This window comes from Diaphorobacter sp. HDW4A, from assembly GCF_011305995.1.
In the GTDB taxonomy this organism is placed as follows: domain Bacteria; phylum Pseudomonadota; class Gammaproteobacteria; order Burkholderiales; family Burkholderiaceae_C; genus Diaphorobacter_A.
The window spans coordinates 2,245,997-2,258,977 of record NZ_CP049910.1 but is presented as its reverse complement, the minus strand read 5'-3'; the positions used below and the strand labels follow the sequence as shown (position 1 = coordinate 2,258,977).

The window sequence follows — 12,981 nt, the reverse complement described above, 5'->3', positions numbered from 1 at the left end:
AGTCCCTTTACAGCAAGATGCGACGGTAGTCCGCCAGCACCTGACCCAGATAGGCGTTGAAACGCGCGGCGGAAGCGCCGTCGATCACGCGGTGGTCGTAAGACAGCGACATCGGCAGAATCAGGCGTGGCACGAATTGCTTGCCATCCCACACCGGCTTCATCGCCCCCTTGGACAGGCCGAGGATCGCGACTTCTGGTGCGTTGATGATGGGGGTGAAGTGCGTGCCGCCGATGCCGCCCAGCGAGCTGATCGACATGCAACCGCCCTGCATGTCTGCAGCGCCGAGCTTGCCATCGCGAGCCTTCTTGGCCAGATCGCCCATTTCCTGGCTGATCTGCATGATGCCCTTCTTGTCGGCATCTTTCAGTACTGGAACGACCAGGCCGTTCGGCGTGTCCGCCGCGAAGCCGATGTTGTAGTACTGCTTGTAGACAAGAGTGTCGCCGTCGAGGCTAGTGTTGAACTCGGGGAACTTCTTGAGCGCCGCAACCACGGCCTTGATCACGAAGGCGAGCATGGTGACCTTGACGCCGCTCTTCTCGTTCTCCTTGTTGGTGGAGACGCGGAAAGCTTCGAGTTCGGTGATGTCTGCGTCGTCATTGTTGGTGACGTGCGGGATCATGACCCAATTGCGCGAGAGGTTCGCGCCCGAGATCTTCTTGATGCGCGAGAGGTCCTTGCGCTCGACGGTGCCAAACTTGGCGAAATCGACCTTCGGCCATGGCAGCAAATCGAGACCCACGCCCGAGCCACCCTTGGGAGCGATCGCAGCTTGCGCCTTGGTCTGCACCGCGCCGGTCATCACCTGCTTGGTGAAGGCTTGCACGTCTTCCGCGACGATGCGGCCCTTGTTGCCGGTGCCCTTGACTTCTTCCAGCGGCACGCCCAATTCGCGGGCGAACTTGCGCACGGAGGGCGATGCGTATGGCAGGCTGCCGGATGGCGGCACGGTCGGGTTGTGCGCGGGAACGATTGCAGCGGCTGGCGCAGCTGCGGCAACAGGTGCCGAAGCCGCGGGCGCTGCTGCCGCAGGGGCCGCAACCGGAGCTGGTGCCGAAGCGGCTGCCGCGCCCTGCGCACTCATTTGACCAACGGTGTCGCCCACATTCACCTTGTCGCCGACCTTGAGGGTCAGCGCGGTGATCGTGCCAGCGGCTGGCGATGGGATTTCCATCGAGGCCTTGTCGGATTCGACGGTGAACAGCGACTGCTCGGCGGTGACCGTGTCGCCCACTTTCACCAGCAGTTCAATGACGGCAACGTCCTTGAAATCGCCAATGTCGGGGATCTTGATGTCCATGCTGGTCGCGACAGCCGGAGCAGTTGCAGCGGCCACAGGCGCAGGCGCTGCTGCCTGAGCAGGTGCTGGCGCAGGCGCAGCCGCAGCCGGTGCGGCTGCAGCCGCTTCGCCTGCGGTCTCCAGCATCAGTACAACTGAGCCTTCCTTGACCTTGTCGCCCACATTCACCTTGAGTTCCTTGACCACGCCAGCGTGGCTCGAGGGAATCTCCATCGAGGCCTTGTCGGACTCGACGGTGATCAGCGATTGCTCGACCGTGACGGTATCACCGGGCTTCACGAGAATTTCGATCACGCCGACTTCTGCGAAATCGCCAATGTCCGGGACTTTAATTTCTGTCAGTGCCATCTTGGTGTCTCCCTTGGGCTATCAGGCGTGCAGCGGGTTGATCTTTTCGGTCTTGATGCCGTACTTGGCAATCGCGTCGGCGAGTTTCTGCGCAGGCAGCTTGCCCTCCTCCACGAGGCCCGTCAGTGCGGCCAGAACAATGTAGTGGCGGTTCACCTCGAAGTGCTCACGCAACTTGGCACGGAAGTCCGAGCGACCAAAGCCGTCGGTACCCAGCACCTTGAACGAGCGGCCCTTGGGAATGTAGGGGCGGATCTGTTCGGAGTAGGCCTTCATATAGTCGGTCGACGACACGATGGGGCCTGTGCTGTTCGAGAGCTCTTGCGTGACGAACGGCACTTTCGGTGTTTCCAGCGGGTGCAGCATGTTCCAGCGTTCTGCTTCCTGGCCGTCGCGGGTCAGTTCGTTGTAGCTTGGGCAGCTCCAGATGTCGGCGGCAACACCCCAGTCCTGAGCCAGCAGTTCCTGTGCGAAGAAGGATTCACGCAGGATGGTGCCCGATCCCAGCAGCTGTACGCGCAGATCGCCAGCGCCGCCGGACTTGCACAGATACATGCCCTTCAGGATCTTCTCTTCGGTGCCGGGTGTGAGGCCTGGCATCGCGTAGTTCTCGTTCAGCAGCGACAGGTAATAGAACACGTTTTCCTGGTTCTGCACCATGCGGCGCAGACCTTCGTGCATGATCACCGCGACTTCGTGAGCGAAGGTCGGGTCATAGCTGATGCAGTTCGGAATCGTGTTGGCCAGAATGTGGCTGTGGCCGTCTTCGTGCTGCAGACCTTCGCCGTTCAGCGTCGTGCGGCCCGAGGTACCGCCCAACAGGAAGCCGCGTGCTTGCAGATCACCGGCAGCCCATGCCAGGTCGCCAATGCGCTGGAATCCGAACATCGAGTAGTAGATGTAGAACGGAATCATGATGCGGTTGGAATGGCTGTAGCTGGTTGCCGCTGCAATCCAGCTGGCCATGCCGCCCGCTTCGTTGATGCCTTCTTGCAGGATCTGGCCCTTGGTGTCTTCTTTGTAGTACATGACCTGGTCTTTATCGACAGGTGTGTACTGCTGACCGTGCGGGTTGTAGATGCCGATCTGGCGGAACAGACCTTCCATACCGAAGGTACGGGCTTCATCGACCAGCACCGGCACGACGCGAGGACCGATTTCCTTGTCTCGCAGCAGTTGCGTGAGGAAGCGCACATAGGCTTGCGTGGTCGAGATTTCGCGGCCCTCCGGCGTGGCCTCGAGCACGGCCTTGAAGGTATCCAGAGGCGGCACGGTGAACTGCTCGTCGGCCTTTTCGCGGCGATGCGGCAGGTAACCGCCCAAGGCCTTGCGGCGCTCATGCAGATACTTCATCTCCGGGGTGTCGTCGGCGGGCTTGTAGAACGGAATGTCGGCGATCTGGCTGTCCGGAATCGGGATGTTGAAGCGGTCGCGGAAAGCCTTGATGTCTTCGTCGCCAAGCTTCTTGGTCTGGTGAACGGTGTTCTTGCCTTCACCGATCTTGCCCATGCCGAAGCCCTTCACGGTCTTCACCAGCAGCACGGTGGGCTGGCCCTTATGGGTGTTGGCGGCGGCGAACGCGGCGTAGACCTTTTGCGAATCATGGCCACCACGGCGCAGATCCCAGATCTCGTCGTCACTCATGTGCTCGACCATCTTCAGAGTGCGTGGATCGCGGCCGAAGAAATGCTTGCGAACGTAAGCGCCGTCGTTGGCCTTGAAGGCCTGATAGTCGCCATCGTTGCATTCCATCATGATCTTGCGCAGCGCACCTTCCTTGTCGCGCGCCAGCAGGTCGTCCCAGCCCTTGCCCCAGATGAGCTTGATCACGTTCCAGCCGGAACCGCGGAATTCGCCTTCGAGTTCCTGAATGATCTTGCCGTTGCCGCGCACTGGGCCATCGAGGCGCTGCAGATTGCAGTTGATGACGAACACGAGGTTGTCGAGGTTTTCGCGAGCGGCCAGGCCAATGGCGCCCAGCGATTCCACCTCGTCCATTTCACCGTCGCCGCAGAACACCCAGACCTTGCGGTTTTCGGTGTTGGCGATGCCGCGTGCGTGCAGGTACTTGAGGAAGCGGGCTTGGTAGATCGCCATCAGCGGGCCGAGGCCCATCGACACCGTGGGGAACTGCCAGAAGTTGGGCATCAGCTTGGGGTGCGGATAGCTTGACAGGCCCTTGCCGTCCACTTCCTGGCGGAAGTTCAGCAGTTGCTCTTCGGAGATACGACCTTCCAGATAGGCGCGTGCATAGATGCCGGGAGACACGTGGCCCTGAATGAACAGGCAGTCGCCACCATGATTTTCGTTTTCCGCGTGCCAGAAATGATTGAAGCCCGCACCAAACATGTTGGCGAGCGAGGCGAACGAACCGATGTGGCCACCCAGATCACCACCTTCGGGGGGGTGAATGCGGTTGGCCTTGACAACCATCGCCATCGCGTTCCATCGCATGTAGGCGCGCAGACGGCCTTCGATGATCAGATTGCCGGGGCACTTGGCTTCCTGATCGGTTTCGATGGTGTTCACATAACCTGTGTTGGCAGAGAACGGCATGTCAATGCTGTTCTCGCGTGCGTGTTCCAACAGCTCCTCGATCAGCTGGTGGGCGTATTGAGCGCCCTCACGGTCGATGACGGCAGTCAGCGCATCCATCCACTCACGTGTTTCCTGGGGGTCGATTGCTTTGCCAGTTTGGCTGGGGATTGCTTCTGCCATGCCGAGTCTCCTTGGTGGAAATAGCTTATTAAAACCATAAATTTGCACGGAGTTTCGCACAGTTTTGGCTAAATTTCGAATGGTGCCATGACTTTTTATATTATGGAATTTTGTTGCAATCGCACATTTTTTCTTGCTATGAAATCTCCCTCGAAGCTCCTATAAACTCTCGGCCATGACAGCCTCAGACAATGCGGGAAAACCACCAGCAGAAACCTTGAAAGCCCCAGTGCGATGGTGGCGTACTTGGTGGCGCAGTCTTTCGCCCACACGGCAAGACCGCTTTGCCGCGCTCGCGCCACTGGCTGCGGTGCTGATGTTTCTTGCCGCCATCGTGGCTTCTTTCTGGTATTTGCGCAGCGAAGAAATCGAGCGCGAAAAGGAAGCCCTCAAGCGAGATGTGGAATATGCACAACAGCGTGTGCGTTTGCGCCTACTCGAGCGCCAGGAGCAGGTCATGCGCATCGCGCGCGACCTCTCCAATCAGGATCTGGACCGCGCCGAATTCGACCGTCGCGCCGAAGCACTGATCAGCCAATACCCCGAGCTGCAGGCCGTCACCTGGATCGATGAACGTTTGCGCATTCGCGCAAGCCACGCTGCCCCCACGCTTTCGAGCAACCAGTTGCGCGTGGTGGGCGAAACACTCAAGCGTGGCGACACCGCAGATACTTTTTCGCTCGCTCGCGACATGCAGCAACCGGTGTACTCGCAGCCCATCGGCTCGCGCAATGATGTGCCGCCGCTGCTGCAATTGCAGGTCCCGCTCGCATCGCAAGGCAAGTTCGCGGGCGTGGTACTGAGCGAATATTCGATCGATAACCTGCTGCGTTATGGCACACCGACCGAGGTGCTCGCGCGCTACGCGGTGACGCTGCTCGACAGCAACGGGCAAATCCTCGCAGGCACACCGCTCGAACCACGCCGCAAGGCGCTGATCACACGCGATGCACGCGCCAACGAATATGAGGTGCCTGTATCCCCTGTGGGCAATGGCTTGATGCTGCGCGCACAAGCCTATCGCACGTCGCTTGGCGTGATCGGCAGCGGGCTGTTCTGGCTGGTGGGTGCGTTGTCGGTGATGACGGCTTGGCTGCTCATCGCCACTTGGCGCCACACGCGCCGCAGATTGCAGGCGCAGCAGGCACTGGTGGCCGAAACCAACTTTCGGCGCGCGATGGAGAACTCCATGCTCACCGGCATGCGTGCCGTGGACATGCAAGGCCGCATCACCTATGTGAATGCCGCTTTCTGCCAGATGACTGGCTGGAGCGAGCAGGACCTCGTCGGCCAGACTCCGCCCTACTCGTACTGGCCCGACACGGACCACGAAACCTTCCAATCCAAGACCAATGACGAACTCTCCGGCAAAGGCGTTCCGGGCGGTTTTCAGGCACGGGTCAAGCGCAAGAGCGGATCGCTGTTCGACGCCCGCCTCTATGTGTCGCCGCTCGTGGATGCCAAGGGCAAGCAGACGGGCTGGATGACGTCGATGACCGACATCACCGAACCCAACCGCGTGCGCGAACAACTCACCGCATCGCACGAACGATTCACTGTGGTGCTGGAGTCGCTTGATGCTTCTGTGTCGGTTGCGCCGCTGGGGAGTGCCGAATTGCTGTTTGCCAACCGGCTGTATCGCCAGTGGTTTGGCTCGCAGACCGACGGTCATCTCGAACTGGTTGCACAGGCCGGAGTGCTGCCAGCCAAGGAGCCCACCAGCGTTGATGATGAGGACGGACTGATGGGCCTGCCGACCGATTCGCTGACTAGCGCGCGATCCGAGAATGCCGAAATCTACCGGCCCGAACTCGGCAAGTGGCTGGAGGTGCGCTCGCGCTATCTGAACTGGGTCGACGGACGTCTCGCACAGATGGTGATCGCCACCGACATCACGCCGCGCCGTCTCGCCGAAGAACAGGCGGCTCGACAGGCGGAAAGAGCGCAATCGGTAAGCCGACTGATCACCATGGGCGAGATGGCTTCCAGCGTGGCGCACGAACTCAACCAGCCGCTGGCGGCCATCAGCAACTACTGCAGCGGCATGGTCTCGCGCATCGAGAACAAGCAGATCAGCGAGGAAATGCTGATCACGGTTCTGCAGAAAACGGCCCATCAGGCACAACGCGCAGGCCAGATCATCCAGCGTATCCGCCAGTTTGTGAAAAAAAGCGAGCCCAATCAGACTCTCGCAGACGTTCACAGCATGGTGAACGAAGCGGTAGAACTCGCCGACATCGAGCTGCGCCGCAACAATGTGCGGCTCACGCACTACGTAGCCGCGCGCCTGCCCAAGGTGATGGCAGACACGATTCTGATCGAGCAGGTGCTCATCAACTTGATGAAGAACGGTGCAGAATCGATCAACCAGGCTGACCGCCCCACCGCACGCCGCAGTGTGGAATTGCGAGTTGTCCCGCGCCAGTTGGACGGGCAGAATGTCGTCGAATTCTCTGTGCAGGACACTGGCAAGGGCCTTGCTCCCGAGGTGCTAGCCCATTTGTTCGAGGCCTTTTTCTCGACCAAACAGGAAGGCATGGGCATCGGACTGAACTTGTGTCGCAGCATCGTTGAGTCTCATCACGGACGAATGCAGGCCGAGAACATCTACAATGGAACAGAAGTGACCGGGTGCCGGTTCTCTTTCTGGTTGCCACTGACGACAACAGCGGCCGCCACTACTGAATCTGTAGCAACGCCAAAGCCAAGGACTATCGAATGAGTTTGATCCCGAAAAAAGGCACGATCTACGTCGTTGATGACGACGAAGCGGTACGTGACTCCCTGCAATGGTTATTGGAAGGCAAAGACTACCGCGTACGTTGCTTTGATTCGGCTGAATCATTTCTGGCGCGTTACGATCCCCGTGAAGTCGCCTGTCTGATCGTCGACATCCGCATGGGCGGCATGACGGGCCTCGAACTGCAGGACCGCCTGCTGGAACGCAACTCCCCGCTGCCCATCGTCTTTATCACCGGCCACGGCGACGTGCCCATGGCGGTGAACACCATGAAGAAAGGCGCACTGGATTTCATCCAGAAGCCTTTCAACGAGGACGAGCTGGTGCCGCTGGTCGAACGCATGCTCGACCACGCGCGTGAAGCCTTCACCGGCCATCAGCAAGCCGCCAGCCGTGACGCTCTGCTCTCCAAGCTCACGGGCCGCGAATCGCAAGTGCTTGAGCGCATCGTTGCCGGTCGCCTGAACAAGCAGATTGCCGATGACCTCGGCATCAGCATCAAAACCGTGGAAGCGCACCGCGCCAACATCATGGAAAAGCTCAACGCCAACACCGTGGCCGACCTGCTCAAGATTGCACTCGGCCCGACCGCAAAGGCGTAAGGCACAGATCCCCGCACGAGCTGCCAGCGAACTGAAAATCGCGGCAGCTTTTTCATTTTTATCTCTCGATTTCCGTTTCCCGCACCATGACAGCCCAAATCATCGATGGCAAGGCCCTCTCCGCCCAACTCCGCACCGAAGTCGCCGCACGTGCTGCAACGCTCAAGGCGAAATCCGGCGTCACGCCCGGTCTGGCGGTGGTCCTCGTCGGTGACAACCAGGCGTCCCAGGTCTATGTGCGCAACAAGGTCAAGGCCTGCGAGGAAGCGGGCTTTCATTCGGTGTTGGAAAAGTACGATGCCACGATGACCGAGGCCGAACTGCTGGCCCGCGTCGAGGCCCTCAACAACGACCCGAGCATCCACGGTATCCTCGTGCAGTTGCCGCTGCCCAAGCACATCGACGACCACAAGGTCATCGAAACCATCTCGCCCGCCAAGGACGTGGACGGCTTTCACGTCGCCAGCGCCGGAGCGCTGATGGTTGGTGAAGTCGGCTTCAAGGCCTGCACACCCTACGGCTGCATGAAGATGCTCGAATCCATCGGCATGAAGGATCTGCGCGGCAAGCACGCCGTGGTGATCGGCCGCTCCAACATCGTCGGTAAGCCCATGGCCATGATGCTGCTGGCCGCCAACGCGACCGTGACCGTCACCCATAGCGGCACTGCCGATCTGGGCGCCATGACGCGTCAGGCCGATGTGGTTGTGGCCGCCGTGGGAAAACGCAATGTGCTGACGGCAGACATGGTCAAGCCCGGTGCCGTGGTGATCGACGTGGGCATGAACCGCGACGACGCAGGCAAGCTCTGCGGTGACGTGGATTTTGATGGCGTCAAGCAGGTGGCCGGCTTCATTACCCCCGTGCCCGGTGGTGTCGGCCCCATGACCATTACGATGTTGCTGGTCAACACCATGGAATCCGCCGAGCGCGCTGCTGGCTGATTCTGCGTTGAAAAATCGCCGCCGGACGACTCCGGCGGCGCTTGAATTCTGGCGTTTTGGCGATACTTATTCCAACATGAGCAGCAATCCACTTCTTGAGAACTACAACCTCCCTCCATTCGACCGCATTCAGCCGTCGGACGTAGGCCCCGCCATTGACGCACTGATCGCCCGCTCCAATGACGCGCTCGAGACGGTCACCAAGCCCGAATTCCCTGCGGCCTGGAACGACATTTCGGCGGTGCTGGATGTGGCCACCGAGAAGCTCGGAACCGCATGGGGCGCGATCAACCACCTCAACAGTGTGGCCGACACGCCCGAGCTGCGCGCCGCCTACAACGAGGCCTTGCCGAAGGTCACTGAGTTCTGGACGCGCCTCGGTGCCGACGAACGGCTGTACGCCAAGTACAAGGCCATCGCTCCTCATTCGCTCAACAAGGAACAGCGCGCCGCCTGGGACCACGCGATGCGCGGCTTCGTGTTGTCTGGCGCCGAGTTGCAGGGCGCGGCCAAAGAGCGCTTCGCCAAGATTCAGGAGCGCATGGCCGAGCTGAGCCAGAAGTTCAGCGAAAATGCGCTCGATGCGACCGACGCCTTTGCTTACTACGCCGAGATTGATGAACTCGACGGCGTGCCCGAAGACATCCAGCAGGCCGCCCGTGCCGCGGCCGAGGCCGATGGCAACCCCGGCTACAAGCTCACGCTCAAGCTGCCCTGCTATCTTCCGGTGATGCAGTTCGCCAAGAGCAGCGCGCTGCGCGAGAAGCTCTACCATGCCTATGTGACCCGCGCCTCGGATCAGGCCCAAGGCGATGCGCTGAAGTTCGACAACTCTGCCAACATGCAGGAGATTCTTGCACTGCGCAAGGAAGAATCCCAGCTGCTCGGCTACGCGAATTTCGGTGAAGTCTCGGTCGTCACCAAGATGGCGAAATCGCCCACAGAGGTCATCGATTTCCTGCGCGATCTGGCGCGACGCGCCAAGCCCTATGGCGAGAAGGACGTTGCCGATCTGCGCGCCTTCGCGAAGAACGATCTGGGCCTTGCCGATCCGCAGCCTTGGGACTGGCCGTTTATTTCGGAAAAGCTCAAGGAAGCCCGCTACTCGTTCAGCGAGCAGGAACTCAAGCAGTATTTCCCGGCACCCAAGGTGCTCGCAGGGCTGTTCAAGATCGTCGAGACGCTGTTCGAGGTTTCGATCCGCAAGGACAGCGCGCCCGTGTGGAATCCAGCCGTCGAGTTCTACCGCATCGAGCGCCAGACACCTCAGGGCGCGGTGCTGATCGGGCAGTTCTACCTCGACCAGCCTGCCCGCAAGGGCAAGCGCGGCGGCGCATGGATGGACGACGTGCGCACCCGCTGGCTGCGCCCCGACACCCACCAACTGCAAACACCGGTCGCGCATCTGGTCTGCAACTTCGCGGCGGGCGTCGAAGGCAAGCCGGCCCTGCTCACACATGACGACGTTATCACCCTCTTCCACGAAACCGGCCACGGCCTGCACCACATGCTCACGCAAGTGAACGAGCGCGACGTGTCCGGCATCTCCGGCGTCGAATGGGATGCGGTGGAACTGCCCAGCCAGTTCATGGAAAACTTCTGCTGGGAATGGGATGTGCTCAAGCACATGACCGCCCACGTCGACACCGGCGAGGCGCTGCCCCGAGCGCTCTACGACAAGATGATTGCGGCGAAGAACTATCAGTCCGGCATGCAGACGCTGCGTCAGATCGAATTCGCGCTATTCGACATGCTGCTGCACACCGAGCACGATCCCGCACAACCCGTCATGCCCGTGCTGCAGAAGGTGCGCGCCGACGTCGCCGTGCTGCCGTCTCCGGTCTACAACCGCATGGCCCACACCTTCAGCCACATCTTCGCGGGTGGTTATGCGGCGGGCTACTACAGCTACAAATGGGCTGAGGTCCTGTCCGCCGACGCCTATGCCGCGTTCGAAGAAACCGTACTGCCTGACGGCTCGCCCAACCCCGAGACTGGCCGCAAGTACCGCGAATCGATTCTCGAAGCAGGCGGCGCACGCCCGGCCATGGAGTCGTTCAAGGCCTTCCGTGGACGCGAACCGCAGCTCGACGCGCTGCTGCGTCACCAGGGCATGGCGAACTGAAAAATTCCGATGAATTGAATCGCGGCTTTTTTCGTGTCAAGATCGCAACTCTCCAGTCGCAAGATCGGAGAGTTCGAATCAGTCTGATCAATGAGGGATAAGAAAAATGAGCCGAGTCGGAAAGTTGTCCGTGTTTGCCGCTGCCACCTTGCTGTGCGCTACAGCTGTCGTGTCGGTTGGAGTACAAGCCCAGCAGATCTACCGCAGCGTCGGCCCCGACGGCAAGGTGACCTTCTCCGATCAACCGCCCGCGAACAACGCGAACGCCAGCGTCAAAAGCAAGGGCAGCGCGGCCACTGATTTCGCAGAAAGTGACACCGGCAACGGCGCGCTTCCCTACACGCTGCAGCAGGTCGTCAACCGATACCCGGTCACTCTCTATACGGGCGACGACTGCTTGCCCTGCAACAATGCACGCAACCTGCTGATCACGCGCGGCATCCCCTTCACCGAACGCACGGTGACCAACAACGAAAGCATGGAAGCCCTCAAGGCACTGAGTGGCAACAATTCCATCCCCTTCGCCACCATCGGCGCGCAACACCTCAACGGCTTTGCCGACACGCTCTGGACGCAGTATCTCGACGCGGCCGGCTATCCCAAGAAGTCGCAACTCCCCGCCTCCTATCGCAAGCCTTTGGCCACGCCACTGGCCACCGCCAAGGAGCCCGCACGGGCCCCTGCCCCCACACAGGACGCAAGACCGGCCGCGCGTTCGGCCCCGGCACCCGAGACGACCGTACCATCCGGTCCTACTCCGTCGAACCCGACCGGACTGGTGTTCTGAGCCCTTCGTCGATCATCGTCGGTCTCATGAAGATGACGTCCATCCCCCTCCCAACGCTCGAAACAGCGCCACCCGCGCCTGCAATCGCTGCTGCCTGAGCTGCACCGATTCATCCTGCGCCGCGTACAGATTGCGCTGCACATCCAGCAAAGTGAGCAGGGTTTCCGCGCCTGCGGCGTATCTGCGCTCCGCGAGGACAAGCGCCCGTTGCGCCTGTGCAAGCACCTCGGCCTGTGCGCTGCTTTGCGCTTGCAATTGGTCTATGGACTGCAGCACCACATCGGCATCGCTGAAGGCGGCGAAGATGGTCTGGCGGTAGTTGGCCAGCAGTTCTTCACGCTGCGCCTGCGCCAGATCCGCACCGGCGCGCAGACGTCCCCCATCGAAAATCGGCGCAGCGAGATTTGCCCCGAGCGTGTAGAGCGGATTTTCAAACATGCTGCGCAGGCCCTTTCCCCCCGTGGAAATACCGGCGCTGAGTGTGAGCGACGGCAACATGGCCGCACGGGCTGCGGCCACATTGGCATTTGCGGCCGAAAGACGAGCCTCGGCGGTTGCAATGTCGGGGCGGCGCATGAGCAGTCCCGAGGGCAGGCCCGCCGCAATCGAAGGCTCATGCAGTGCATGCCATTGCATGTCCGTTCCCATCACCACGGTTGGCTCGCCAACGAGTGCCGAGAGCGCGCCCAGAGCCGCAGATCGTTGCTGCTCAAGCGCTGCAATATTGCGACGTTGTGCGGCGACCAGTCCGCGCTGCTGCGCAAGCTCAAGCGCCGATGCAGCTCCGGCTCTCGCGCGTGAAGCGAGCCAGCGTAGTAATCGTTCGGCGTTGGCCAGATTGCGCTGTGCAATCAGTTGGCGCTCCTGCAATGCTTGCGCCTGCAGCCACGCATCGGCCACACGCGCGGCAAGCGTGAGCTTCACTGTGTCGTAATCGAAGCGGCTGGCCTGCCACTGCGACAGCGCGGCGTTCGACACGGCGCGATTGCGGCCCCAGAAATCGGCCTCGTAGCTTGCCGAAAATCCGGCGCCGAACCGGTTGCCCGAGACCTGCGTATCGCCGCTCAGTCGCGCTTGCCGCTGCCCATCAAGCGAGCCCGTCAGTTGCACATGTGAAGCTGCCCCGGCCTGTCTGGCGATCGCCTCCGCCTGCCGAACGCGCGCAATGGCGGCCGCCACATCGTTGCCATGCTCCAACGTGCGTTGGATCAGCGTGTTCAATTCTTCGCTGCCAAGACTGCGCCACCAGGTGTTGTTGATCGCGACATCGGCTGCGTAGGTCGATGACTGCGTCCATTGCGCGGGCAGAGGTGGATGGGTTGTTTGCAGATCGCTGGCCGTCATGGCACATCCACTCAGCAACAATGCAGTGGCCAATGCCAGCGGAGGTGTCTTCAATTCTTGTGGCCTCATC

At 60.9% G+C, this 12,981-nt stretch carries 8 protein-coding genes; 5 read left to right on the top strand and 3 right to left on the bottom strand.

Going from position 1 to position 12,981, the window contains the following annotated elements; all coding sequences use genetic code 11:
* Positions 1-7: 7 nt before the first annotated feature.
* Both aceF and aceE read right to left on the bottom strand, forming a co-directional pair.
* Complete coding sequence (gene aceF, locus G7047_RS10155) at positions 8-1,651, bottom strand: dihydrolipoyllysine-residue acetyltransferase (RefSeq protein WP_166304421.1); 1,644 nt, start codon at positions 1,649-1,651, stop codon at positions 8-10.
* 21 nt (positions 1,652-1,672) lie between these two features.
* The gene (aceE, locus tag G7047_RS10150) at positions 1,673-4,369 is read right to left on the bottom strand and encodes a pyruvate dehydrogenase (acetyl-transferring), homodimeric type (RefSeq protein WP_166304417.1); all 2,697 of its coding nucleotides are present in this window, start codon (positions 4,367-4,369) and stop codon (positions 1,673-1,675) included.
* A gap of 175 nt (positions 4,370-4,544) precedes the next feature.
* On the opposite strand from aceE, the gene G7047_RS10145 reads away from it, so the two are divergent.
* From G7047_RS10145 to G7047_RS10125, 5 genes are all read left to right on the top strand, one after another.
* Positions 4,545-7,091, top strand: a complete 2,547-nt coding sequence (locus G7047_RS10145) for a PAS domain-containing sensor histidine kinase (RefSeq protein WP_166304414.1) — start codon at positions 4,545-4,547, stop codon at positions 7,089-7,091.
* Entirely contained in the window at positions 7,088-7,711 is a 624-nt protein-coding gene (locus G7047_RS10140) for a response regulator transcription factor (protein ID WP_166304411.1), read from the top strand. Before G7047_RS10145 ends, G7047_RS10140 begins: the two co-directional genes overlap by 4 nt.
* An 86-nt stretch (positions 7,712-7,797) precedes the next feature.
* Positions 7,798-8,655, top strand: a complete 858-nt coding sequence (gene folD / locus G7047_RS10135; RefSeq protein WP_166304408.1) for a bifunctional methylenetetrahydrofolate dehydrogenase/methenyltetrahydrofolate cyclohydrolase FolD — start codon at positions 7,798-7,800, stop codon at positions 8,653-8,655.
* A gap of 76 nt (positions 8,656-8,731) precedes the next feature.
* Positions 8,732-10,780, top strand: coding sequence for a M3 family metallopeptidase (locus G7047_RS10130; protein WP_166304405.1), 2,049 nt, complete (start codon positions 8,732-8,734; stop codon positions 10,778-10,780).
* 106 nt (positions 10,781-10,886) lie between these two features.
* Entirely contained in the window at positions 10,887-11,567 is a 681-nt protein-coding gene (locus tag G7047_RS10125; RefSeq protein WP_166304402.1) for a glutaredoxin domain-containing protein, read from the top strand.
* A gap of 24 nt (positions 11,568-11,591) precedes the next feature.
* On the opposite strand, the gene G7047_RS10120 is transcribed toward G7047_RS10125, so the two are convergent.
* Complete coding sequence (locus tag G7047_RS10120; RefSeq protein WP_166304399.1) at positions 11,592-12,980, bottom strand: efflux transporter outer membrane subunit; 1,389 nt, start codon at positions 12,978-12,980, stop codon at positions 11,592-11,594.
* Position 12,981 lies beyond the last annotated feature (1 nt).